Raw genomic sequence first — 23203 nt, 5'->3', positions numbered from 1 at the left:
GGGCATGAGCTGGCTCCGGGCGCTGAAGGAGACGGCCCGCTCGGGGCTGAGGATCGAGCGGAGGCGTCTCGAACCGCTCATCGCGATCCGCGGTGCGGCCGGGCTCGCCCTCGTTCTCGGGATCAGCCTCGCGCTCTTCGGGCCCGTCGTCGCCGCGAGCTCCGCGTTCGGCGCGTTCCAGGCGGCCATCGCCACGTTCCAGCGCAGTTGGCGCCCCCGGCCCGTCCTCGCCCTGGTCTCCGGGGCGAGTCTCGCCGTATCGACGTTTCTCGGCTATCTCACCGGCTCCCGCATGCCGCTGTTCCTGGCCCTGCTGGTGCTCTGGACGTTCCTCGCGGGCCTGGCCTGGGCGGCCGGACCGACGGGCGGCATCATCGCGTCGTCCAACGTGGCGATCATGCTGGTGACGGTCACCCTGCCCACCTCCGTCGCGAACTCGGCCGTGCACGCGGTGATGATCCTGTTCGGCGGTGTGGTGCAGGCGGCGCTGATCGTGCTGTTCCCGGTGCGCAGATGGGGGGCCCAGCGCGACGCCCTCGCCGACGCCCTGGCCGCGGAGGCCGACTACGCCCGGCGGCTGCGCCACGACCCGCTCGCCGCCTTCGACCCGGTGCCGCTGATGACGGCCCGCAGCGCGGCCGCCGTCACCCCCCGTCAGGCCCGCCGCCGGCCACCCGAACTGCGTGGCTCCCGCGGTGTCGCCGAGCGGATCAGGCCGGTGCTGGCCTCGCTCGCGGACCCGGCGATGGGCGTTCCGTCCGAAGGGCCGGAGCGGGACCGGGTACGCGAACTGCTCGCCGCCGCCGGATCCGTGCTCGACTCGGCGGCCCGCGCGATCCGCAACGGCGACCCGGTGAAGCTCTCCCCGGCCACCGTCGCGGTGCTGAGGACCCCCGACACCGGCACCCTCCTCACCGGCCCGCCCGGCCGCGCCGCCGACCGGCTCGGCGCACTGCTCTCCGACGTCATCGAGACGGCCGAGGGCGAGGGGACGAAGGAGGAGCAGGCCGAGGCCGAGGCGGCCGCGGAGGCCATCAAGGGCGCCGAGGAGGGGACGCCCGCCGCCACGCACCGCCGCCGGCCCACCCTCCTGCGACTGGTCCCCGTCGTCGCCGGGGTCATGCGCGCCGAACTGCGCCCCGCTTCACCGATCCTGCGGCACGCCGTCCGGGTCTCCGTCGTCGCCGCCGTCGGCTATCTCATCGGCACCGCGCTGCCCTTCGGCCACGGCTACTGGGCGCCCATGGCGGCGGTGATGGTGATGCGGCCGGAGTTCTCCCAGACGTACGGGCGCTCCGTGGCCCGCTTCGGCGGCACGATCGTCGGCGTCTCGCTCGCCACCGCGATCGTCCGGACCACCCACCCCGGCGTGACCCTCGCCGCGATGCTCTCCGTGCTCTGTGCCCTGCTGATGTACCTGCTGATGCGCACGGGGTACGTGGTCGGCCAGGCGTGCGTCTCCGCGTACGTCGTCTTCCTGCTCGGCATGGCGGGCGACAACTGGTCGCAGACCGTACTCGAACGAGTCGTCCTCACCCTCGTCGGCGGCCTCCTCGCGATGATCTCCTACGCCGCCTACCCGGCCTGGGAGACCCCGAGGCTTCGCGGCAGGCTCGGCGACTGGCTGAAGGCGGACGGGCGGTACGCGGCCGCGGTCGTCGACCAGTACGCCGATCCGGCCGAGCGCGGCCACGACGATGTCCGCTCCGCCCTGCTCGAAACCCGTGAGGCCCGCGTCGCCTGGCAGGAGGCGCTGGCCACCGCCCAGCACGAACCGGTGCGCAACCGCGGTCTCTCCCGCGCCGCCGCCGACGACACCCAGCATGCCCTCGCCCAGTTCGGCCGGGTGGCGATGCTGCTGGAGGCCCACCTCCCGTGCGCCGCCGCCACCCCCGTACCGGCCGCCGCGCGCCTGGCCGAGGCGTTGCGCCGGGCCACCGAACAGGGCGCGAAGGAGGTGCGGGAGCGCCGTGTACCGGACTGGGCGGAGGCGCGCGAGGCCCTGGCGCAGTGGGACGCGCGCCGGCGGACGGAGGAAGGGGACGCGGACCCGTTCGTACGGCACGGGTCAGGCCTCCTCCTCGAAGCCCTGGAGGAGTTCTCCCGGGGGCTGGACGGCACGCCGAAACCAAAGCCGAGACCGGACCTGAAACCGAGACCGGACCCGGACGTCGGCCCGAAGCAGAATCCGAACCCGAACCCGCCCTGGGATAAAGAGGAGTGAGGTGACGGAGACGGCTCGGGTGGGCCGTCAGGAAGTCGGCAGGTCCGGCAGGTCCGGCAGACTCGACGGGATCGCCCCCGGCGCGGTCTTGGCCAGGGTGTCCTTCGTCCCGCTGTCCCAGGACACGACGGCGGTCTTGCCGTCGTTGGACTCGACGGACCCCGTGGTGCGCCGGGTGTCGCCGTCGGCGCACTTCAGCGTCAGCGTCACCTTGCCCGTATCGTTCACGGTGCCCGTGCAGGCCTGCTGCTCGGTGACGAGCACGGCCTTGCCGGACGCGACGGACAGGACCACCGCCTTGCCGTCGGTCTTGCCGGCCCAACCGCCTTCCAGCGCCGCGCCGTCGGCCCCCGAGTCACCGCCGCCGCTGTCACTGTCGCCGCCGCCGTCGGGAGCCCGGCTGGTCTTCCCGGCGTCGGCGCCGTTGCCCGGGTCGCTCTTCTCGCTGTCACTGCTGCAGCCGGTCAGTGCGACGGCGGTGACGAGTCCGGCGACGGCGACGGCGCCGGTGCGTATGACTTTGCGCATGCGCAATTCCCCCTTGTCGACGAAAGACCGCGCCAAGCTACCAGCGCGCGCAGCCCCCGGATGGGGCGGTCGACTCGGGGTAGGGGCAGTCGAATGGAGCCGGACAGACAACCCGTACGTCTATCCCTGCGTCCAATGCTGTAATCGCAAAGCTGTAATCACGGGAACACCCCGCGTGCACGTGCATCGGCGCATGCATCTGCTCATGCAGGGAAATTTGAACAGAGCTATGATCCGAGACAGTTGACACTTGCACCTTGCAACTCGGGGAGCGTCCTGTGCACCACGTGTACAACGGCATGGCGGCCACAGAGCTTCGCGGAGTCGTCTGGCAGAAGAGCAGACACAGCAACTCCCAGGGATCCTGCGTGGAGTTCGCGAAACTGCCCGACGGTGATGTGGCGATGCGGAATTCGCGCCACCCCGACGGGCCGGCCCTGGTCTATACGCCGGCCGAGATAGAGGCGCTGCTGCTCGGCGTGAAGGACGGGGAGTTCGACCACCTCATAGCGGGCGGCTGATCACACCCAGCGGGCCGGCCGGCGTCCAACCCGCCTGCCCGGCCTCACCGGCAGTCATCCGCCCAGCCTCGCGGACAGTCGTTCGCCCGGCCTCACGGACAGTCGTTCGCCCGGCCTCACCGACTGGCACCGACCGGCACCTGCCCGGCCTCACAGGCCGACATCCGCCCGGTCCCACCGCCCGGTCCCAGCGCCCGGCACCCGCCCGGTCCCACCGCCCGCACCCGCCCGGCCCGCCGGCCGCGCGGATCACAGGGATCACGCGGGCCGCGCGGATCACGCGCAGTCGGACAGTCGGAACAGGGCCCAGACCACCTTGCCGCGCGGTGCCGCCGCGCCGTTCGCGCCCTCCGGCCCCAGTACGGGGGAGGGGTGCCAGCCCCAGGAGTCGCTGAAGGACTCCACCAGGAAGAGGCCGCGACCCGACTCCGCGGAGTCGGCGGCCTCGGAGGCGATGGGGCTCTCCTGGCTGGGGTCGCGCACGGCGCACACCAGGCGCGAGCTCCAACGCATCAAGTGCAGCCGTACGGGTGATTCCTGGAGTTCCGGCACCGCGTCCGCGGGCAGGGCGTGCCGCAGGGCGTTGGTGACGAGTTCGGAGACGACCAGCGCGACGTCGTCGAAGCGCTCGTCCAGCCCCCATCCGTTCAGCGTCGTCCTGGTGAACCGCCGTGCCCCGCCCACGGCTTCGTACTGGGCGGGAAGAGTGCAGGTGGCCGACCCGGAGACGGCTGAGGGATCGATGGGGGGAAGCCCCTGCCGTAACGGCTCGAGCATCGTCGATCCATTCGTCCCCATGCGAGGCACTCCCCGGGATTCGCGGCTGTATCGGTACTGCGGGGTACAGCGGCACAACACGAACGAGCACGCAGGTGCGCGAGGACCATGGTTCCGAATGCGCAGGGCAGATGCAAGGGCAGATGCACGTGCACGCGCCGGACCTGTCCGAACCCGTGCCGGTTCTTGGTCATTTCTTCCAGCGGGTATTTTCGTAGCTTTACGGGAGCCTTCTCATTTCCGTAATCGAATGAGTACGGGCTGAAGCGTTTTGGTGGCAGAATCCGGCACTTGGGGTTCAGGGGGAGCCCCGGTGTCCAGGAAGCGATGGGGAGGGCCGGACCAGTGGCGGCAGGCGAGTCGAGTGGATCTGTGGTGCGACGCATCCTGCTGGGCTCGCAGCTCAGGCGGCTGCGCGACTCGCGCGGGATCACGCGTGAGGCGGCCGGCTACTCCATCCGGGCTTCCGAATCGAAGATCAGCCGCATGGAGTTGGGACGGGTGAGCTTCAAGGCCAGGGACGTCGAGGACCTGCTCACGCTCTACGGAGTCACGGACGAGGCGGAGCGCGACGCCCTGCTCGGTCTGGCCCGCGAGGCCAATGTGGCGGGCTGGTGGCACAGTTACGGAGATGTACTGCCCGGTTGGTTCCAGACGTACATCGGTCTGGAGGGAGCGGCATCGCTCATCCGGGTGTACGAAGTCCAGTTCATCCACGGCTTGTTGCAGACCGAGTCCTACGCTCACGCGGTCGTCACCCGGGGCATGGGCGACGCGCCCGCCGCCGAGATCGACCGCCGCGTGGCGCTGCGGCTGGAGCGCCAGAAGGCTCTCGTGTCCGAACGGGCACCCCGTTTCCACGCCGTACTGGACGAGGCGGCGCTGCGCCGGCCCTACGGCGACCGTGAAGTCATGCGCGGACAACTACGGCATCTGATCGAGATGTCGGAGCAGCCCAACATCACTCTTCAAGTGATGCCCTTCAGTTTTGGCGGGCATGCCGGAGAGAGCGGATCTTTTACGATGCTCCGATTCCCGGAATCCGATCTGTCGGACATTGTCTATTTGGAGCAGCTGACAAGTGCGCTCTATCTGGACAAGGCTGAAGAAGTCGCTCAGTACGAAAGGGCCATGACGCGGCTGCACGAGGACAGCCCCGGCCCCGAGGAGAGCCGCGATCTGCTCCGTGGTCTGCTCCAACTGACTTGATTCATCAGTACGATGACGATTCGACGGGAGTCTGCACCTGAGTTAAGGGATCGCATGTCCTTCTTCTACGAGCTGGCCGACCAGTACATCGACGGTGAGTGGCGGACCGGAACCGGCTCGTGGGACATCATCGATTTCAATCCCTACAACGGGGAGAAACTCGCCGCGATCACCATCGCGACCGCGCAGGAGGTCGATCTGGCCTACCGCGCCGCCGAACGCGCCCAGCGGTCCTGGGCCACCACCGGCCCGTACGAGCGCCGCGGTGTCCTGGAGCGCGCCCTGCGCATCACCGAGGAACTGCACGACGACATCGTCGAGGCGATCGTCGACGAGCTGGGCGGCACCCGCCTCAAGGCGGAGTACGAGGTCCGTGTCGGCCAGGAGTTCCTGCGCGACGCGATCCATCAGGCGCTGCGCCCCGGGGGGCGCATCCTGCCCTCCTCGGTGGACGGCAAGGAGAACCGCCTCTACCGGCAGCCCGTCGGCGTCATAGGGGTGATCAGCCCCTTCAACTTCCCCTTCCTGGTGACGATGAAGTCCGTCGCCCCGGCCCTCGCGCTCGGCAACGCGGTCGTCGTCAAGCCCAACCAGAACGCCCCGGTCGTCGGCGGCGGGCTCATCGCGAAGATCTTCGAGGACGCCGGGCTGCCCGCCGGACTGCTCAACGTCGTGATCACCGACGTCGCCGAAATAGGGGACGCGTTCATCGAGCACCCCGTACCGAAGGTGATCTCCTTCGCGGGCACGGACCGGGTCGGCCGCCACGTCGGTGCGAGGGCGGCGGGGCACTTCAAGCGGACGGTCCTCGAACTCAGCGGCAACAGCGCCCTGGTGGTGCTGGAGGACGCCGACATCGACTACGCGGTCGACGCGGCCGTCTTCAGCCGCTTCGTGTACCAGGGGCAGGTCTGCATGGCCGCCAACCGCATCCTGGTGGACCGCGGCGTCGAGCGTGAGTTCACCGAGAAGTTCACCGCCAGGGTGGCCGCGCTGAGGACCGGGGACCCGCGTGACCCGGAGGTCCAGATCGGCCCGGTCATCAACACCTTCCAGGCCGACGCCCTGACCGCCCTGGTCGACCAGGCGCTCGCCGAGGGGGCCACCGCTCTCCTGCGGGGCCGGACCCGCGGCAACCTCGTGGAGCCGACCGTGCTCACCGGGCTCCCCGCGGGCTCCCCGCTGCTGGCCCAGGAGATATTCGGCCCGGTGGCGCTGCTGGTGCCGTTCGACGGCGAGGACGAAGCCGTACGGATCGCCAACGACACCCCGTACGGGCTGAGCGGCGCCGTGCACACCCGCAGCGCCGAACGCGGGGTGCGGTTCGCGCGGCGCGTCGTCAGCGGGATGTTCCACGTCAACGACTCCACCGTCCAGGACGATCCGCTGGTGGCCTTCGGCGGTGAGAAGTCCTCCGGGATCGGCCGGCTGAACGGTGAGGCGACCGTGGACGCCTTCACCACGCAGAAGTGGATCTCCATCCAGCACGGCCGGAGCGCGTTCCCCTTCTAGCGCGTTCCTCTTCCGGCGCGTCTGCTGACGTCTCTGCCGTGGCTGACGGCTCCGCTGTCGCTGACGTCTCTGCCGTGGCCGACGTCTCCGCTGTCGCTGACGTCTCTGCCGTGGCTGACGGCTCCGCCGCCGGTCCGCCCGGAGTCGAGGACGGGAACTGACCGCAAGAGTCCATAGTTTGGGCGGTGTCAGGAAGAAACCGGCACAGCCACCGAGGACGGTCACCATGGTCACTCACGTTCCCGCAGAAGCCCACGGCGACGAGCGCGGCGCGCTCCTCTCCTTCGTCGAAGCGCAGCGCGGCGCGATCCGGCGCTCGCTGATCGGTCTGACGGAGGAGCAGGCGGCGAGCCGGCCCAGCGCCAGTGAACTCTCCCTCTCCGGGCTGCTCAAGCACGTGGCCCGGGCCGAGCAGCACTGGCTGTGGATGGCTCAGCAGCGTACGGGTGACACCTCGCAGGTCCAGGAGGCCTGGGCGGACACCTTCCGGCTCATCGGTGACGAGACCGTGGAACAGATGCTGGAGTTCTGGGAGGGCGTCGCGGCCAAGGTCGAGAAGTTCATCCGCTCGGTGCCCAGCCTGGACGACACCTTCCCGCTGCCCGACGCGCCCTGGTTCCCGAAGGACGGGCGGGTCTCGATGCGCTGGATGCTGGTCCATCTCGTCGAGGAGCACGCCCGGCACGCCGGGCACGCCGACATCATCCGGGAGTCCCTGGACGGCCGTACCGCGTTCGAGCTGGTCGCCGAGGCCGGGGGCTACGCTGATCAAAGTTGAATAGAAAGGGTGCGTGACATGTCCGCGATTCGGCTGCTGGTCCTCTGTGCCGTGCGTCAGCACGGCCGGGCGCACGGCTATCAGGTCCGCAACGACCTGGAGTACTGGGGTGCCCATGAGTGGTCCAACGCCAAGCCGGGGTCGATCTACCACGCACTGAAGCAGATGGCGAAGCAGGGGCTGCTGGTCGCCCACGAGACGGCCCCGAGCACGGCGGGCGGCCCGCCCCGTACCGAGTACGAGATCACCGAGGGCGGCAACGAGGAGTACCTCGCCCTCCTGCGCGCGGCGCTCACCTCGTACGACCAGAAGCTGGACGTGCTGTCGGCGGGGCTCGGCGGGATGGTCGACCTGGAGCGGTCCGAGGTGATCGGGCTGCTCCAGGAGCGGGTCGCCGGTCTCGCGGCCTGGCGGGCCTCGGTCACCGAGTACTACACGCCGGAGGCCGGGCCCGAGTCCCTCGGCCACATCGGCGAGATCATGAACATGTGGGTCCACTCGGCGGATGCCGGGGCGCAGTGGACGCGTGAGCTGATCGCGCGCATCGAGGGTGGGGCCTACAGCTTCGCGGGGGAGGGCGAGCCCTTCGTCGGCGTGCTCGCCGAGGGGCAGGAGAACCCTTACGCGACGGGTGTCCGCGATCCCGGCGACGACGAGTAATCAAGTTTGACGAATGAGGGTGTCGCGGTTACCTTCGACCTCGCTAGTCAAATTTGACTATGGGAGGGTGTGGTGATTTTGGCGGACGCGATCGTTGTCGAAGGTGTGCACAAGCGATACGGGGAGAAGCGCGCGCTGGGCGGCCTGGACCTCACGGTCGCCCGCTCCACCGTCCATGCCGTGCTCGGCCCCAACGGGGCGGGCAAGACCACGGCCGTACGCATCCTGTCGACGCTGCTGCGGCACGACGAGGGGCGGGTCGAGGTGGCGGGGTTCGACGTACGGGACCGGGCCGGCGAGGTCCGGCGCCGCATCGGGCTGCTCGGGCAGTACGCGGCGGTCGACGAGGAGCTCGGGGGCCGGCAGAACCTGGAGATGTTCGGCCGCCTGTACCACCTGGGCGCGCGCCGGGCGGGTGTCCGGGCGGACGAACTGCTGGCCCGCTTCGGGCTCGCGGACACCGGCCGGAAGCCGGTCAAGGAGTACAGCGGCGGCATGCGGCGGCGGCTCGATCTGGCCGCCTCGCTGATCACCGACCCGGAGGTGCTCTTCCTGGACGAGCCCACCACCGGGCTCGACCCGCGCGGCCGGGCCGAGGTGTGGGCGGCGGTGCGTTCACTGGTGGACGGCGGTACGACCGTACTGCTGACCACGCAGTACCTGGAGGAGGCCGATCAGCTCGCCGACCGGATCTCGGTGATCGACGCGGGACGCGTGGCCGCCGAGGGGACGGCCGACGAGCTGAAGGCGATGGTGGCCGGGGACCGCATCGATGTCGTCGTCCGGGACGGGGCCCAACTGGCCGCCGCCGCCCGGCTGCTGGGCGGCGGAGCGGTGGTCGACCCGGACCGGAGGCTGATCGGGGCACCGGCGCCGGACCGGATGGCGACCCTGACCCGGACCGTACGGGCGCTGGAGGAGGCGGGCATCGAGGCGGAGGACATCGCGGTGCGGCGCCCGACGCTGGACGAGGTCTTCCTCGCGTTGACCGACCGGAGGCCGGAGCCCGCGGAGGTGCCGGCATGAGCACGATGAGCTGGGCGGTTTCCGACTCCTGGACGATGACGCGGCGCGAACTGGCGCACTGGGCGCGGCAGCCGGTGCGGATCGTCGTCGGCCTGGTCTTCCCCGTGATGCTGCTGCTGATGTTCAACTACCTGGTCGGCGGCGGGCAGGGCGTCGACGGCGACCACACCGAGTTCCTGGTGCCCGGCATGCTCGCGCTCACCATGGCCTTCGGCCTGGAGTCGACCATGCTCGCGGTCACCCAGGACCTGAACAAGGGGGTCGTGGACCGGTTCCGTGCCATGCCGATGGTCTCCGGTTCGGTGCTGGTCGGCCGGAGCGCCGCGGACATGCTCCAGTCGGCGGCCGGGCTCGCCGTGATGACCGGCGTCGGATACGCGGTCGGCTGGCGCCGGCACCACGGGCCGGCCGCGGCCCTGGGGGCGGTGGGGCTTCTGCTGCTGCTGCGGTTCGCGATGCTGTGGATCGGCATCCACCTGGCGCTGGTGGCCGGGAAGCCGGAGCTGGTGCAGGCGGTGCAGATCCTGGTCTGGCCGGTCGGCTTCCTCTCCAATGCCTTCGCCGCCCCGGAGTCGATGCCGGGATGGCTGGGCGCGGTCGTCGAATGGAACCCGATGTCGGCCACGGCCACGGCGGTGCGCCGGCTGTTCGGCAACCCGGGCGGGGCCGGCGGCTCCTGGGCGTCCGACCACGCCGAACTGCTCGCGGTGGCCTGGCCGCTGGCGCTGATCGCGGTGTTCTTCCCGCTGGCGGTAAGGAGGTTCGCCCGGATCGGCCGCTGAGCGTTCCCGCCGGCCCTCAGTGGTGGAAGGACGTCGCCGCCTGCTTGTCCCGGCTCAACGGGTGCGGCTGGCGGCGCAGGCCGGGGAGGATCAGCCGGAGGTCCTCCAGGAGCAGCTCGGCGAGGTCCGACGAGAAGCCGTTGCGGCACACCACGCGCAGCACCGACAGGTCCTGCCGGTTGGCGGGGAAGGCGTACGCGGGCACCCGCCAGCCCTGCTCGCGCAGCCGCCTGGACACGTCGAAGACGTCGTACGCGTCCACATCCGGCGCGGTCGTCAGCGCGAAGACGGGCAGCTGGTCGCCCCGGGTGAGGAGCCGGAAGTCCCCGAGCCCCTCGATCCGTCCGGCCAGCCCCCGGGCCACGTCCCGGGACGCCTGCTGGACGGCCCGGTAGCCGTCCCGGCCCAGCCGCAGGAAGGTGTAGTACTGCGCCACCACCTGTGCGCCGGGCCGGGAGAAGTTCAGCGCGAAGGTCGGCATGTCGCCGCCCAGGTAGTTGACCCGGAAGACCAGTTCCTCGGGCAGCTGGGCGGGCGAGCGCCACAGGGCCCAGCCGACGCCCGGGTAGACGAGGCCGTACTTGTGCCCGGAGGTGTTGATGGAGGAGACCCGGGGCAGCCGGAAGTCCCACACCAGGTCCTCGTCCAGGAACGGGGCCACCATCGCGCCCGACGCCCCGTCCACATGGACGGGGATGTCGAGGCCGGTGCGTTCCTGGAGGGCGTCCAGTGCCGCGCAGAGCTCCGCGATCGGCTCGTACGAACCGTCGAAGGTGGAGCCGAGGATGCCGACGACGCCGATGGTGTTCTCGTCGCAGAGGTCGGCCGCGGCCTGCGGGTCGAGGTGGAAGCGGTCGCCCTCCATCGGGACCAGCCGCGGTTCGACTTCCCAGAAGTTGCAGAACTTGTCCCAGCAGACCTGCACATTGATGCCCATGACCAGGTTCGGCCGGGCGCTCGCCGGGTAGCGGTCGGCGTTGCTGGCCGCCCAACGCCGTTTCAGCGCCAGCCCCGAGAGCATGCACGCCTCGCTGGAGCCGGTCGTCGAACACCCCACGGTGCTTGCGGGATCGGGGGCGTTCCAGAGATCGGCGAGCATCGCCACACAGCGCCGTTCCAGCTCGGCGGTGCGCGGGTACTCGTCCTTGTCGATCATGTTCTTGTCGCTGCACTCGCCCATCAGCACCCCGGCCTGGGGCTCCATCCAGGTGGTGACGAAGGTGGCGAGGTTGAGCCGAGCATTGCCGTCGAGCATCAGCTCGTCATGGACCAGGCCGTACGCGGTCGAGGGCGGCATCGGCCCGTCGGGCAGCCGGTGCCGGGGCGGCGCCGACTCCATGCCGGCGGTCGGGTCGGCCTCCCCGAAGAACGGGTTGAGGGCGAGCCTGCGGCGTTTCTCGGACGGTTCCGTACCCTGGGGCGAACCCTTGTGGAGAGGCATCGGCGGACAGCTCTTCTCGGCTCTCGGCGGTCGTGGCGACCCGCGACGGTCCTGTCGGCGTGCGGTGGTTCAGTTCTCGGCGGCGAGGCCGTCCTTGATGGCCCGGGTGAACTTCACGACCCGTTCGGCCTGGACCCGGGCAGCGGTCAGGGTCTGCACACCGACCGGGATGTCGCCCTGACCCGCCACGTGCGAAGTGCCGTACGGATTGCCGTCGACGAACTTCGAGGGGTCCGTGTAGCCGGGCGCCACGAGGATGCCGCCGAAGTGATGGATCGTGTGGTAGAGCGCGAGCAGGGTGGATTCCTGACCGCCGTGCGTGGTGCTGGTGGAGGTGAAGCCGCTGTAGACCTTGTCGGCGAGACGGCCCGCCTGCCAGAGGCCGCCGAGGGTGTCGAGGAACTGCTTGAGCTGGGCGGCGACATTGCCGAACCGGGTCGGCGTACCGAAGATCACGGCGTCCGCCCAGACCATGTCGTCCTTCGACGCCTCGGCGATGTCCGCGGTCGCTTTCGCGTTGGCGGCCCAGGCCGGTTTGGAGTCGATGGCCGCCTGCGGGGCGAGCTCACCGGCCTTGCGCAGCCGTACCTCCGCACCGGCCTTCTCGGCGTCCTGCGCGATGGCCTTGGCCATCGCGGCGACGGTGCCGGTCGAGGAGTAGTAGATGACGGCGACGTTGACGGGCGTGGGCATGGCGGAAACCTCCGGCAGGGCCTGACTGAACGTCTCCGGATGCTTCCGGAGATACCCATATGGATGGGACCTTACGGAAATACGGTGCATCCAGCGCGTCGAGCGGTCGCGCCGGGCAACGGGCCCGGACCGGACTCACCTCAGCGGCGTACCGTCCTCGCGCAGTTGCATCTGCGGCCGCCCGGTCACCAGCAGCCAGGCCGGCAGCGAGGCGACGCACAGGATCGGGAGCACGGCCGCGTCGCCCACCAGCACCGCGGCGGTGAACAGGCTCAGCCAGCCCTGCCGGGTGACGGCCAGCAGCACCCCCAGCACCGCGCAGGTCACCGCGAGCGCCACCGGCACCGACGTGACCAGGGCATGGGCGCACAGCCCCAGTGCGACCCCCGCGAAGACGGCCGGGAAGATCCGCCCGCCCCGGAAGCCGCAGGTCGCCGCGATCAGCAGCGCGGCCGTCTTCACCACGGCCATGACCGCGAACTGCCCGGCCGGCCAGCCGCTCGGGTCGGCGGCGAGTTCCTTCACCTCGTCGAGCCCCTTGAACAGGGTGAGGTGACCGCCCAGGGCGCCCAGCAGACCCAGCAGCAGCCCGCCGAGGGTCAGGGCGAGGACCGGGCGCCGCAGGGCCCGGAAGAACCGGTGCGCGTACGGGAAGGCGTACACCGCGAGCAGGCCGAGCGCCGCACCCGCGAGGGCGATGACGACCGAGGAGAGCAGGTCGCCCCAGTGCGGACGGGTGTAGGCGGGCAGTGGCAGGTCGAAGCTGGGATGGGCCAGCAGCGTCATGGTGAGCGCCCCGGCGGTACCCGCCGCGAGCGGGCCGAAGAGCCGGTCCCACAGCGCGCCCGGTCCGGCGCGGGAGGCGAGGGTCTCGGAGAGGATCAGCGCGGCGGCGACGGGGGTGCCGAAGAGTGCGCCGATGGTGCCGGCCGCGGCCAGGGAGGCCCACAGCTCCGCCGTCGTGCCGGGCGCGAGGCGGCGGCCGAGCCAGAAGGCCAGTGCGATGTTGGCGGCCGTGACCGGGTTCTCCGGGCCGAGGCTGATCCCGCCCGCCAGGGTGAGCACCGTGACGAGCAGCAGCCCGGGAACGACACCCGGCGCGAGCGGTGGATCGACCAGCCCGGTGGTCGCGGGATCGGGACCGGCGTGGCCGGGCACCGCCCGGATGAGCAGCCCGGCCACCAGCCCGCTCGCGGTGAGCATCACGATCATCCAGAGCGTGGAGTAGCGGCCGACGGAGAGCGCGTCCGGAAGTGTGCCCCAGAGCACGTCCTGCACCTTCTCCGCGAGGAGGCTGACACCCAGCAGGACGAGGGCCGAGGCGACCCCGACGGCCAGTGCGGGCACGATGACGGGCAGCAGCCGGTGCACGGGGGTGGATCCGGGAGCGGACCCGGCGAGGGCGGAAGAATCTGTGGCCATCGGCTCACCCTATAGACGCAAAAGCCGCATAACCCTTCAAATGGCACTGAGGTGACGGCGTCTCGGGCTTGCACCTCACGTCACGTGAGGACTCAGGCTCAGTAGGTACCCAGAACGGAGAAGGGAGCGGGGAGCCGTGGACTACTCCGTGGGACAGGTCGCCGGATTCGCCGGGGTCACGGTGCGCACCCTGCACCACTACGACGGCATCGGACTGCTGTCGCCCGGCGGGCGCAGCCACGCGGGTCACCGTCGCTACGACGACGGCGACCTCGACCGGCTGCAGCAGATCCTGTTCTACCGGGAGCTCGGCTTCCCGCTCGACGAGATCGCCGTACTGCTCGACGACCCGGACGCGGAACCGCAGGAACATCTGCGCCGCCAGCACCGGCTGCTGTCCGACCGGATCGCCGAACTGCGAAAGATGGCCGCCGCCGTCGAAACAGCCATGGAGGCACGGAAGATGGGCATCAACCTCACGCCCGAGGAGAAGTTCGAGGTCTTCGGGGGCAAGGACCCCGAGGAGCACGCGGAGGAGGCCGAACGCCGCTGGGGCGGCACCGCCGCCTACGCCGAGTCGCAGCGCCGGGCCGCCCGGTACACCAAGGACGACTGGAAGCGGTTGCAGGCGGAGGTCGCCGACTGGAGTGCCGCCTACGAGGCGCTGATGGAGGCCGGTGAACCGGCCGCCGGAGAACGGGCGATGGATCTGGCCGAGGCCCACCGGCTCCACATCTCCAAGTGGTTCTACGAGTGCACCCCCGAGTTCCACCGGTGCCTCGGCGGGATGTACGTGTCCGACGCGCGGTTCCGCGCGTACTACGACTCGATGCGGCCGGGCCTGGCCGAACACCTGCGGGACGCGATCGACGCCAACGCCGAGCGCCGGGCATGACCGGTACGGGGGCGGGGCGCGCCCCCGCCCCCGTACCGGCCGTCGCTCAGATCTTGCTGATCACGGCCGCCGTACCGTACGCGCACACCTCGGTGCCCACGTCGGCCGCCTCGGTCACGTCGAAGCGCATCATCAGCACCGCGTTGGCGCCCCGGGCTCTCGCCTGTTCGACCAGCCGCTCCATCGCCTGGTTCCGGGTCTGGACGAGCGTCTTGGTCAGCCCCTTCAGCTCGCCGCCGATCATGGACTTCAGCCCGGCGCCGATCTGGCTGCCTATGTGGCGGGAACGCACGGTCAGGCCGAACACCTCACCGACCACCCGGGTCACCTGGTAGCCCGGGATGTCGTTCGTGGTGACGACCAGGACATCCGAGTGGTCCGTCTGCCCGCCGCCGAAATCCTCAATGTTCATCGTGTGATACCTCCTGGAGAGAGCTTTGTCCCGGTTGGCCCGGTGCGCACTTTCGCGCAGGGTACTGGAACCCGGGGACATCATCCTGCGTTGATAGCTTTGGGCGGCCACGCAGCCGCCATCGATCGATCCAGGAGCCCGGACCCTTGAATACGCTTGCGCTCGGACCGAGCTGGCTGGACCCGGACTATCTGATCAACACGTTCGGACTCCCCGGTGTCCTCCTCATCGTCTTCGCCGAGTCCGGACTGCTGATCGGCTTCTTCCTCCCCGGCGACTCGCTGCTCTTCACCACAGGGCTGCTGGTGACCACGGGCCAGCTGAAGACCCCGTTGTGGCTGGTCTGCCTCCTGGTCGGGCTCGCGGCGATCATCGGCGACCAGGTCGGATATCTCTTCGGCCGCAAGGTCGGCCCCTCGCTCTTCAAGCGCCCGGACTCCCGCCTCTTCAAGCAGGAGAACGTCGAGAAGGCCCACGAGTTCTTCGAGAAGTACGGACCGAAGTCGCTGATCCTGGCCCGCTTCGTGCCCATCGTGCGCACGTTCACGCCGATCATCGCCGGTGTGAGCCGGATGAACTACCGCTCGTTCATCACGTTCAACATCATCGGCGGCATCCTCTGGGGCGTCGGCGTCACGCTGCTCGGGGCCGCGCTCGGGAAGATCGACTTCGTCCACCAGAACATCGAGGCGATGCTCGTCCTGATCGTGCTCATCTCGGTGGTGCCGATCGCGATCGAGTTCCTGCGGGCCCGCTCCAAGTCGAAGAAGGAAGCGGCGGCGGGCGGCGGCGAGGGCTCCGGCCCGTCCGCCGACGGCGGCCCGGCCCCGGTGCAGCGCGGCCGCCACGCCAAGCGCTGAGACCGAGCGCTGCCGACCGAGCGCTGAAACCGAGCGCTGAACGAAGCGCTCAGACCGAGCGATCGGGCCAAGTGCTCACCCAGCACTGACGACTGAGCGCCGATCCGGAGCCGTACCGGCGGCGGTCTCAGAAGCCGCGCGTCCGTTTGGCCGCGCGGCGGTTCGCCCCGCCGACCGCCCCCGGCACCCGCATGAACAGCCGGGAGATCTCGCTCCCCAGGTTCACCCCGATCGCGATGGCCAGCGCCGTCGCCACCGCGGTCGACAGCGAGGCGAGCCCGGCGTTCACATTGCCCTGCGCCACGCCCAGCAGACCGAAGTACGTGGCCGAACCGGGCAGCAGCGGACCGATCGCCGCCGTGATGAACGGCAGCGACGAGGTGTACCGGTAGCGCGAGAACAGCTGCCCGAACAGGCCCACCAGCCCGGCCGCCGTCGCTGTCGCGAGCACCGGCGAGATGTTGCCGGTCCTGGCCATCGCCCCGTAGATCACCCAGGCGACCCCGCCGTTGAGGGTCACCGCGAGCACCGTGGACCGGTCCTGCTGGAGCAGGATCGCGAAGGCGAGACAGAGCGCCATCGAGGCCAGGATCTGCACCACCGGCCGGTCATGGGCGACGAACCGGGCCTCGGGGTTCAGCTGGGCGCCCAGCTGAAGCCCCATGTAGAGCACGAGCAGCACACCGACGACGATGCCGATGAAGAGGTACATGACTTCGAGCAGGCGTGCCGCGGCGGTGATGTAGTAGCCGGTCAGCCCGTCCTGCACACCCGCCACCAGGGCCCGCCCCGGCAGCAGCGCGAACAGCCCACCGGTGATCACCGCGGACGGCCGTACGTCCGACCAGTGGGTGAGGGTCAGCGCCACACCCATCGCGGCGGGCGGCATCGCCGCCACCACGAACTGGTAGAACTCCGGCAGCCCCCGCCCGGCGCAGAGCCAGGCGAGCCGGTCGCCGAGCATCGCGCCGATCGCGGCCACCACGAACACCAGCGCGCCGCCGCCGACCAGCACCGACGCCGCCCCCGCGAGCCCGCCGCCGGCCAGCGTCAGCACCCAGCCGGAGTACGGATGCCGGTTGCGCCGGATCTCCGCCAGGCGCCGGTAGGCATCCTCCAGCGAGACCTCGACATCCTCGGTGGTGATGTCGTCGATGAGCCGGAAGACGGCGGCCAGCCGGGTGTAGTCGGTGCCACGGCGGCGTACGGTGCGGCTCGCCGTCACCGGGTCGTCGACCAGCGAGGGCTGGTGCGAGATCGACAGCAGGGTGAAGGTGACCGTGGGCTCGCAGCGGTCCAGTCCGTAACTACGGGTGACCGCGAACATCGCCGCCTCGACGTCCTCGGCCCCCTCGCCGCCGGCGAGCAGCAGCTCCCCGATGCGCAGGGTCAGGTCGAGCACGCGTGGCACCGCGGGCCCCGCCTCGTCGTGCTTCTGCACCGGCTCGGGCGCGGGGCGCTCGGCGACCGGCATCCGCAGCATCGTGCGCATCCGGTCCTGCCAAGGGGCCTCCTTGGTCAGCCGGATCATCGGGCTGCCGTGCGCGGGGGTGAAGGCGGGCGGCGAGTGCTGGGCGCTGTAGGTGCTCGGCAGGGCGAAGGCGGAGCCGGTCGTGTCCGCGCCGGAGGCCGTACCGGAACCGGCTCCGGACCCCGAAGCGGAAGCCGGGCCCGGCCCCTGGGGCTCGGTCGTCAGGCCGGGCGGGATCGCGAATTCCGAGGTCGGCTGGTCGTCCTCGGACGCAGTCGTCCGCCGTTCCACCCCGGCCGGCGGGACGAAGGCGCTGCGCGCCTCGTCGGACTGGGGCTTCTGGTCCTCCGGACCGCCCTGTTCCGCCACCACTCGACCTCGCTCCTCATCGGCTGCGCGTCCTCGGTTGCGCTTCTGCCCAGTATGGCCACGGACAAGGGCGCGGATGCGAAGCGGGCGGGATCACGGAACAGGCGGGACCACGGAACGGGCGGGGCCACAGAACGGGCGGGAGCACGGAACGGGCGGGAGCACGGAACGGGCGGGCATGCGAAACGGGCGGCACCCCCGCGTGGGGAGTGCCGCCCGGCTCCGGCACGGAACCCTAAACGGAACCGTGCGACGTACCTCGGCCGGAATCCGGCCGCGACCCGTGGGTGGTCAGTGCGCGCCGCCCTGCGCCGCAAGACGCTTGTAGGAGGCCTCGATCTCGGCCTCGGCCTCGGCGCGGCCGACCCAGTCGGCGCCCTCGACGGACTTGCCGGGCTCCAGGTCCTTGTAGACCTCGAAGAAGTGCTGGATCTCCAGGCGGTCGAACTCCGACACGTGGTGGATGTCGCGCAGGTGCTCCACCCGGGGGTCGGAGGCCGGGACGCACAGCAGCTTGTCGTCGCCGCCGGCCTCGTCCGTCATCCGGAACATGCCGATGGCGCGGCACTTGATGAGGCAGCCGGGGAAGGTCGGCTCGTCCAGGATGACCAGCGCGTCCAGCGGGTCGCCGTCCTCGCCGAGGGTGTTCTCGACGAAGCCGTAGTCCGCCGGGTAGCTGGTCGAGGTGAAGAGTCGACGGTCCAGGCGGATCCGACCGGTCTCGTGGTCCACCTCGTACTTGTTCCGCGAACCCTTCGGGATCTCGATGGTGACGTCGAACTCCACGGGTGGCTCCTCCATGATCAACACATACGACTGGTGATTAAGTGTCCCCCACGCAGATGTGTGCTCGCGAAAGGGGCTGGTCAACGGTGGACGAGCCGGTGAAAAGACCGTCGGTCAACCCGCTGGACAAGCTGAGCAGGCTCACCCGGCCGGGCGGCGTGATCAGGTGGAGGGGGCTGAGCGACCGGCAGTTCGCGGCTGTCTCCGCAGGCCTGGGCCTGGTGCTCGCGGCCGGCGTCGTCCTTGCCGCCGGCCCCTGGGACTCGGGTCAGCGTAAGGCCGAGCAGGACTGGGCCGCCGCCCGCAACCGTACAGGTGGCGCAGATCACGGTTCCGGCACGCCGTCCGGGCCGGAACCCGCGCCCAGCGCCCGGCCCGTCCTCGCCCCCCTCTCCGCCGCGGTCGACAACGCCGCCCCGGACGCCCGCGGCAACCCGGACGGCGCGGCGGCCGACCTCCGCACCACCCTCGGCCCGCTGCTGAAGGCCTCCGCCCTGGGCACCGTGCGGACCGCCGTCGTCATCGACACCGCCACCGGTGAGCGGCTGTACGGCCAGGGTTCCGACACGCCCATGACGCCCGCCTCCACCGTCAAGATCGCCACCTCGGTCGCCGCCCTGAGCGCGCTCGGCCCCGGCCACCGCATCGCCACGACGGTCCAGGCGTCCCCCGACTCCCGCAGCGTCACCCTGGTCGGCGGCGGCGACCCCACCCTCGACAAGGCCGCCCTGCGCGCGCTGGCCGCCGACACCGCCCGCGCCCTGAAGGGCCGGGGAGTGAAGAAGGTCCGCCTCGCGTACGACACCTCCCGCTACTCCGGCCCCGCACAGCACCCGATCGGCCCCAACGAGAACATCGCGCCCGTCAGCGCCCTGATGACCGACGAGGGCAGGCTCGACAGCTCCGACAGCGGACCCGCCCCGCGCAGCGACGACCCGGCCGGCGACACCGCCCGGACCTTCGCCGCACTGCTCGACGACGCCGGGATCGCCACCGGGCCGGACCCGGTGAGCGGCCGGCCGGCCGGCGGGTCCCGGCCGGTCGCCAGGCACCTGTCCGTCCCGCTCTCCGCCCTGGTCGAACGGGCCCTGACCAACAGCGACAACGACATCGCCGAGGCGCTCGCCCGCCAGACCGCCCTGGCCGCGGGCGAACCGGCCGACTTCGCGGGCGGCCGACGGGCCGTCACCGCACAGCTCAGGAAGCTCCACCTGCCGCTGAAGGGCGCGGACTTCGCCGACGGCAGCGGGCTGAACCGCAAGGACAAGGTCACCGCCGGACTGCTGGCCGGCCTCCTCGCCCGCGCCGCCGACCCGGACCACCCCGAGCTGCGCCCCGTCCTCACCGGCCTTCCGGTGGCCGGATTCAGCGGCACCCTCAGCGGCCGTTACACCGAGAAGTCCGCGGGCACCGGCCTGATCCGCGCCAAGACCGGCACCCTCACCGGAGTGAACTCCCTCGCCGGTACGGTCGTCGACCGGCAGGGCCGGCTGCTCGCCTTCGCCTTCCTGGCATCCGGCACGACCTCCCCGTCCGAGGCCCAGTCCTCCCTCGACGCCCTCGCCACCGGCCTCGCCGCCGGTGCCCGATGAGCCGGTCGACACCTCACCGCGGACGGACCCGAGCACGTACGGTTGACGCATGACGAGCATCGGTGGTGCCGAGATGGTCGACTGGAATCTCGCGGTGGCGACCGCGACCCGACTTGTGCGGCCGGGGCCCGAGATCAGCCGGGAGGAGGCCCGCGAAGTCGTTGCGGAGCTGCGCCGGCATGCCAAGGCCTCGGAGGAGCACGTCCGTTCCTTCACCCGGATGATCCCCGACGGGGCCGATCCGGAGGACACCCCGGTCCTGATCGTGGACCGGGCGGGCTGGATCAAGGCCAACGTCGCGGGCTTCCGCGAACTGCTGCGCCCCCTGCTGGGAAAGATGCAGGAGCGGCGCGGGAACGGCCCCGGGGGCGCCGTGCTCGGCGCGGTCGGCGGCAAGGTGACCGGGGTCGAGGTGGGGATGCTGCTGTCGTTCCTCGCCTCCCGGGTCCTCGGCCAGTACGAGACGTTCGCCCCGGCCACCCGTGAACTCCCGGCCTCGGCCGACGGCGGCGGCAGGCTGCTGCTCGTGGCGCCGAACATCGTCCACGTCGAGCGCGAACTGGACGTCGACCCACACGACTTCCGGCTCTGGGTCGCCCTCCACGAAGAGACCCACCGCACCCAGTTCACCGGAGTGCCCTGGCTCCGGGACCATCTTCAGGGCGAGATCCAGTCATTCCTGGAAGAGACCGACGTCGACCCGGGGACCGTGCTGGAGCGGCTCCGCGAGGCGGCGCAGTCCCTGGCCGGCGGCCGCCCCGAGGGCGAGGACGGCGAGGACGGCGGCCGCAGCCTGGTCGAACTCGTCCAGACCCCCGCCCAGCGCGAGATCCTCGGCCGGCTCACCGCCGTGATGTCCCTGCTCGAAGGGCACGCCGACTACGTGATGGACGGCGTCGGCCCGGAGGTCGTCTCCTCCGTCGGCGAGATCCGGGAGAAGTTCCAGCAGCGCAGGGCCCGCGGTGCGAGCCGCCTCGACCAGGCACTGCGCAAGCTCCTCGGGCTCGATGCCAAACTGCGCCAGTACCGGGACGGCGAACGGTTCGTCCGCGCCGTGGTCGACGAGGTCGGCATGGACGGCTTCAACCGGGTCTGGACCTCGCCGAACACCCTCCCCACCAAGGCGGAGATTGCGAAGCCGGCGGACTGGATCGCGAGGGTGCACCGTAAGGCAGAGTCATGATCACGACGGGCCGGACGGCGTACGACAGGACGAGAACGCGCCGGTAATCACCCATCCGAGGGACCGTAGGGGCATGGGAAGGCGTGCAATGCTCGATGGACGGCTTGCCTCTGTCACCATCGACGCACTCTGAGTGACGGCACTCTTCCTGTCCCGGCACTCCGAGGCACCTCCCCGAAACTTCACGAAGGGCACCGGACATGGGTCCCCATCCTGCGGTCGCGGCGATACGCCTGGCGGTCCGCCGCGTACTCCACGACGTACTCACCGAACACACCCGGAGCGCCGACCACACCCGGCGCACCCCGCACCTCCAGTTCGCCGAAGCCGGTGCGGGCAGGCAGCGCGCCGCACTCCCCGAACGCCCCGATACCCCGCTGGTGCTGGTGGCATGCTCCGGCGGCGCCGATTCCATGGCACTCGCCTCCGCCCTCGCCTTCGAAGCCCGCAAACTCGACGTCCGGGCCGGCGGCATCACCGTCGACCACGGCCTCCAGGACGGCTCCGACACCCGGGCGGCCGAGGTCGTCGACCGCCTCACCGACATGCACCTCGACCCGGTCGAGTCCGTCGCCGTGCGGGTCGGCCAGGAGGGCGGCCCCGAGGCCGCGGCCCGCGACGCCCGCTACGCCGCCCTCGACGCGGCCGCCGAGCGGCACGGCGCCGCCGCCGTCCTGCTCGGCCACACCCGTGACGACCAGGCGGAAACGGTGCTGCTGGGCCTGGCCCGCGGTTCCGGCATCCGCTCGCTCTCCGGCATGGCCGCCGCGTCGGGGCCGGCCGGCCGCTACCGCAGGCCCTTCCTCCAGCTCGACCGGCAGACCGCCCGCAAGGCCTGCCTCGTCCAGTCGCTGCCCGTCTGGGACGACCCGCACAACACCGACCCCGCCTACACCCGCTCCCGACTGCGCCACGAGGGCCTGCCCGCCCTGGAGAAGGCGCTGGGCAAGGGGGTCGTCGAGGCCCTGGCCCGCACGGCGCAGCTCTCCCGCGACGACGCCGACGCCCTGGACACCTGGGCCGCCGAGGCCGACCGCGCCGTGCGGGACGACGCGGGCCGGCTGGAGTGCGCCAAGCTGTACGCGCTGCCGCCCGCCGTACGCCGCCGGGTACTGCGCCGGGCCGCCATGGAGGCGGGCTCCCCGGCCGGTTCCCTCTTCGCCCGGCACATCGAGGAAGTCGACCGTCTGATCACCGGCTGGCGCGGCCAGCGGGCCATCAACCTGCCCGGCCGGGTAGAAGCCAGGCGGCAGGGTGGCAGACTGGTGATTCGGCAGAGCTGAAGCACGAGCGGCTGACAATGCAGGCGAGCGGCCGCGCAGGTACGGGGCACCACCCCGGACCGGGCAGGCAGAGAAAGAGACGCGGGTGAACGAGAAGGACATGAGCACCGACCTTCAGTCGGTGCTCCTCACCAAGGAAGAGATCGACGCGAAGCTCGTCGAGCTGGCCGCGAAGATCGACGCGGAGTACGCGGGCAAGGACCTGCTCATCGTCGGCGTCCTCAAGGGCGCAGTCATGGTGATGGCGGACCTGGCGCGCGCGCTGTCCACCCCCGTCACCATGGACTGGATGGCCGTCTCGTCGTACGGCGCGGGCACCCAGTCCTCCGGAGTCGTCCGGATCCTCAAGGACCTGGACACCGACATCAAGGGCAAGCACGTCCTGATCGTCGAGGACATCATCGACTCGGGCCTGACCCTGTCCTGGCTGATGTCGAACCTCGGCTCGCGCGAGCCCGCGTCCCTGGAGATCTGCACCCTGCTGCGCAAGCCGGACGCGGCGAAGGTCGCGCTCGACTGCAAGTGGGTCGGATTCGACATCCCCAACGAGTTCGTCGTCGGATACGGGCTGGACTACGCGGAGAAGTACCGCAACCTCCCCTTCGTCGGCACGCTCGCCCCGCACGTCTACGGCGGCTGACCGCCTCCGGCACCTCCGGAGTCCGGGGCGGCCGGCCCGACCGGGACGGGCGGCGGGGAACCTTTCACCGGATTCCCGCCGTTGAGCCTTCGAAGGCAGGTTTTGACAGACGTCCCCGGCGGTCGCGGGTGACAATGCT

The 23203-nt window shown here is 70.8% G+C and carries 22 protein-coding genes; 14 read left to right on the top strand and 8 right to left on the bottom strand.

Annotated elements, in window-relative coordinates; all coding sequences use genetic code 11:
• The first annotated feature begins 4 nt into the window (after positions 1 to 4).
• Positions 5 to 2224 (top strand): FUSC family protein, encoded by a 2220-nt coding sequence (locus ACIOMQ_RS33855; RefSeq protein ID WP_402191628.1) that lies wholly within the window; start codon positions 5 to 7, stop codon positions 2222 to 2224.
• Positions 2225 to 2251: 27 nt separating this feature from the next.
• Here the strand turns inward: ACIOMQ_RS33855 and ACIOMQ_RS33850 are convergent, their stop codons facing one another.
• Positions 2252 to 2752 (bottom strand): hypothetical protein, encoded by a 501-nt coding sequence (locus tag ACIOMQ_RS33850; protein ID WP_402191626.1) that lies wholly within the window; start codon positions 2750 to 2752, stop codon positions 2252 to 2254.
• Positions 2753 to 3030: 278 nt separating this feature from the next.
• On the opposite strand from ACIOMQ_RS33850, the gene ACIOMQ_RS33845 reads away from it, so the two are divergent.
• Positions 3031 to 3273, top strand: coding sequence for a DUF397 domain-containing protein (locus tag ACIOMQ_RS33845; protein WP_037690973.1), 243 nt, complete (start codon positions 3031 to 3033; stop codon positions 3271 to 3273).
• A gap of 276 nt (positions 3274 to 3549) precedes the next feature.
• Here ACIOMQ_RS33845 and ACIOMQ_RS33840 read toward each other — a convergent pair whose 3' ends face one another.
• Complete coding sequence (locus ACIOMQ_RS33840) at positions 3550 to 4050, bottom strand: ATP-binding protein (RefSeq protein WP_362193468.1); 501 nt, start codon at positions 4048 to 4050, stop codon at positions 3550 to 3552.
• A 327-nt stretch (positions 4051 to 4377) separates the two neighbouring features.
• Here ACIOMQ_RS33840 and ACIOMQ_RS33835 point away from each other — a divergent pair, with 327 nt between their 5' ends.
• The 6 genes from ACIOMQ_RS33835 to ACIOMQ_RS33810 all read left to right on the top strand — a co-directional run bounded on the left by ACIOMQ_RS33835 (position 4378) and on the right by ACIOMQ_RS33810 (position 10017).
• Positions 4378 to 5259 carry a helix-turn-helix domain-containing protein gene (locus tag ACIOMQ_RS33835; RefSeq protein WP_401262677.1) on the top strand — a complete coding sequence of 294 codons (882 nt, stop codon included), beginning with the start codon at positions 4378 to 4380 and terminating at the stop codon, positions 5257 to 5259.
• Positions 5260 to 5313: 54 nt separating this feature from the next.
• Positions 5314 to 6771 carry an aldehyde dehydrogenase family protein gene (locus ACIOMQ_RS33830; RefSeq protein ID WP_362193471.1) on the top strand — a complete coding sequence of 486 codons (1458 nt, stop codon included), beginning with the start codon at positions 5314 to 5316 and terminating at the stop codon, positions 6769 to 6771.
• Positions 6772 to 6997: 226 nt separating this feature from the next.
• Entirely contained in the window at positions 6998 to 7549 is a 552-nt protein-coding gene (locus tag ACIOMQ_RS33825) for a DinB family protein (RefSeq protein ID WP_402191624.1), read from the top strand.
• A gap of 18 nt (positions 7550 to 7567) precedes the next feature.
• Complete coding sequence (locus ACIOMQ_RS33820) at positions 7568 to 8209, top strand: PadR family transcriptional regulator (RefSeq protein ID WP_362193477.1); 642 nt, start codon at positions 7568 to 7570, stop codon at positions 8207 to 8209.
• A 78-nt stretch (positions 8210 to 8287) separates the two neighbouring features.
• Positions 8288 to 9235 carry an ATP-binding cassette domain-containing protein gene (locus ACIOMQ_RS33815; RefSeq protein WP_401262680.1) on the top strand — a complete coding sequence of 316 codons (948 nt, stop codon included), beginning with the start codon at positions 8288 to 8290 and terminating at the stop codon, positions 9233 to 9235.
• On the top strand, positions 9232 to 10017 hold the full coding sequence (locus ACIOMQ_RS33810; protein WP_401943890.1) for an ABC transporter permease: 786 nt from the start codon (positions 9232 to 9234) through the stop codon (positions 10015 to 10017). The genes ACIOMQ_RS33815 and ACIOMQ_RS33810 overlap by 4 nt, the downstream gene beginning before the upstream one ends.
• Before the next feature lie 16 nt (positions 10018 to 10033).
• Here the strand turns inward: ACIOMQ_RS33810 and ACIOMQ_RS33805 are convergent, their stop codons facing one another.
• From ACIOMQ_RS33805 to ACIOMQ_RS33795, 3 genes are all read right to left on the bottom strand, one after another.
• Entirely contained in the window at positions 10034 to 11458 is a 1425-nt protein-coding gene (locus tag ACIOMQ_RS33805; protein WP_401757299.1) for a glutamate decarboxylase, read from the bottom strand.
• 69 nt (positions 11459 to 11527) lie between these two features.
• Positions 11528 to 12151, bottom strand: a complete 624-nt coding sequence (gene wrbA / locus ACIOMQ_RS33800; RefSeq protein WP_362193486.1) for an NAD(P)H:quinone oxidoreductase — start codon at positions 12149 to 12151, stop codon at positions 11528 to 11530.
• 135 nt (positions 12152 to 12286) lie between these two features.
• Entirely contained in the window at positions 12287 to 13573 is a 1287-nt protein-coding gene (locus ACIOMQ_RS33795) for an ion channel protein (protein ID WP_362193489.1), read from the bottom strand.
• Positions 13574 to 13709: 136 nt separating this feature from the next.
• Between ACIOMQ_RS33795 and ACIOMQ_RS33790 the strand changes: the two genes are divergently transcribed.
• Positions 13710 to 14468: a MerR family transcriptional regulator gene (locus ACIOMQ_RS33790; RefSeq protein WP_402191621.1), complete on the top strand. Its 759-nt coding sequence runs from the start codon at positions 13710 to 13712 to the stop codon at positions 14466 to 14468.
• A 46-nt stretch (positions 14469 to 14514) separates the two neighbouring features.
• Here the strand turns inward: ACIOMQ_RS33790 and ACIOMQ_RS33785 are convergent, their stop codons facing one another.
• Positions 14515 to 14880: a YbjQ family protein gene (locus ACIOMQ_RS33785; protein WP_362193495.1), complete on the bottom strand. Its 366-nt coding sequence runs from the start codon at positions 14878 to 14880 to the stop codon at positions 14515 to 14517.
• Positions 14881 to 15026: 146 nt separating this feature from the next.
• Between ACIOMQ_RS33785 and ACIOMQ_RS33780 the strand changes: the two genes are divergently transcribed.
• Entirely contained in the window at positions 15027 to 15740 is a 714-nt protein-coding gene (locus ACIOMQ_RS33780) for a VTT domain-containing protein (protein ID WP_362193498.1), read from the top strand.
• A gap of 127 nt (positions 15741 to 15867) precedes the next feature.
• Here ACIOMQ_RS33780 and ACIOMQ_RS33775 read toward each other — a convergent pair whose 3' ends face one another.
• Both ACIOMQ_RS33775 and ACIOMQ_RS33770 read right to left on the bottom strand, forming a co-directional pair.
• Complete coding sequence (locus tag ACIOMQ_RS33775; protein WP_362193500.1) at positions 15868 to 17583, bottom strand: threonine/serine exporter family protein; 1716 nt, start codon at positions 17581 to 17583, stop codon at positions 15868 to 15870.
• A gap of 288 nt (positions 17584 to 17871) precedes the next feature.
• Positions 17872 to 18366: an inorganic diphosphatase gene (locus ACIOMQ_RS33770; protein WP_362193503.1), complete on the bottom strand. Its 495-nt coding sequence runs from the start codon at positions 18364 to 18366 to the stop codon at positions 17872 to 17874.
• Between the two features lie 56 nt (positions 18367 to 18422).
• On the opposite strand from ACIOMQ_RS33770, the gene dacB reads away from it, so the two are divergent.
• From dacB to hpt, 4 genes are all read left to right on the top strand, one after another.
• Positions 18423 to 19958, top strand: a complete 1536-nt coding sequence (gene dacB, locus ACIOMQ_RS33765; protein ID WP_401757328.1) for a D-alanyl-D-alanine carboxypeptidase/D-alanyl-D-alanine-endopeptidase — start codon at positions 18423 to 18425, stop codon at positions 19956 to 19958.
• Between the two features lie 49 nt (positions 19959 to 20007).
• Positions 20008 to 21141: a zinc-dependent metalloprotease gene (locus ACIOMQ_RS33760; protein WP_362193509.1), complete on the top strand. Its 1134-nt coding sequence runs from the start codon at positions 20008 to 20010 to the stop codon at positions 21139 to 21141.
• 200 nt (positions 21142 to 21341) lie between these two features.
• On the top strand, positions 21342 to 22424 hold the full coding sequence (tilS, locus tag ACIOMQ_RS33755; RefSeq protein ID WP_362193510.1) for a tRNA lysidine(34) synthetase TilS: 1083 nt from the start codon (positions 21342 to 21344) through the stop codon (positions 22422 to 22424).
• 100 nt (positions 22425 to 22524) lie between these two features.
• Positions 22525 to 23064, top strand: coding sequence for a hypoxanthine phosphoribosyltransferase (gene hpt / locus ACIOMQ_RS33750; protein WP_358858782.1), 540 nt, complete (start codon positions 22525 to 22527; stop codon positions 23062 to 23064).
• Positions 23065 to 23203: the final 139 nt, after the last annotated feature.

The organism is Streptomyces sp. NPDC087845, from assembly GCF_044742755.1.
Lineage (GTDB): Bacteria > Actinomycetota > Actinomycetes > Streptomycetales > Streptomycetaceae > Streptomyces.
This window is presented reverse-complemented; position numbering and strand designations above follow the sequence as displayed.